Genomic DNA, 402 nt, shown 5'->3' on the forward strand with positions numbered 1-402 from the left:
ATCCGAGGAACATGACGTCGAGCTTCTCAAAGCGCGAGAAAATCCGGCGGTAGCCTTTCAGACGACGGAACAGTCGCTCCACTTCGTTGCGTCGCTTGTACATCTCCCGGTTGTATTCCCAAGGATCGACCCGGTTGGACTTCGGCGGGACCACCGGCACGAAGCCAAGATCAAGCGCCAGCTGGCGGGTTTCGTTGCCTTCGTAAGCACGGTCCATCAGTAAATGAATCGGTCGCTTCACTGGCCCCAGATGTTCAAGCAACGTGCGGCCTGCAGGTGCGTCATGCGCGTTGCCAGGTGTCAATCCAAACGTGATGGCTGTTCGAGCATCCGCGGCAACCATATGAATCTTGGTGTTCCATCCACCGCGGGACTTACCGATGTCTTGTGGGCCGTTTTTTT

The 402-nt window shown here is 56.5% G+C and carries 1 protein-coding gene; it reads right to left on the reverse strand.

Annotated elements, in window-relative coordinates; all coding sequences use genetic code 11:
* The coding region (locus XpopCFBP1817_RS21235) for an IS5 family transposase (protein ID WP_128418512.1) at positions 1-402 on the reverse strand (402 nt) is incomplete at both ends.

Source organism: Xanthomonas populi (assembly GCF_002940065.1).
In the GTDB taxonomy this organism is placed as follows: Bacteria; Pseudomonadota; Gammaproteobacteria; order Xanthomonadales; family Xanthomonadaceae; genus Xanthomonas; species Xanthomonas populi.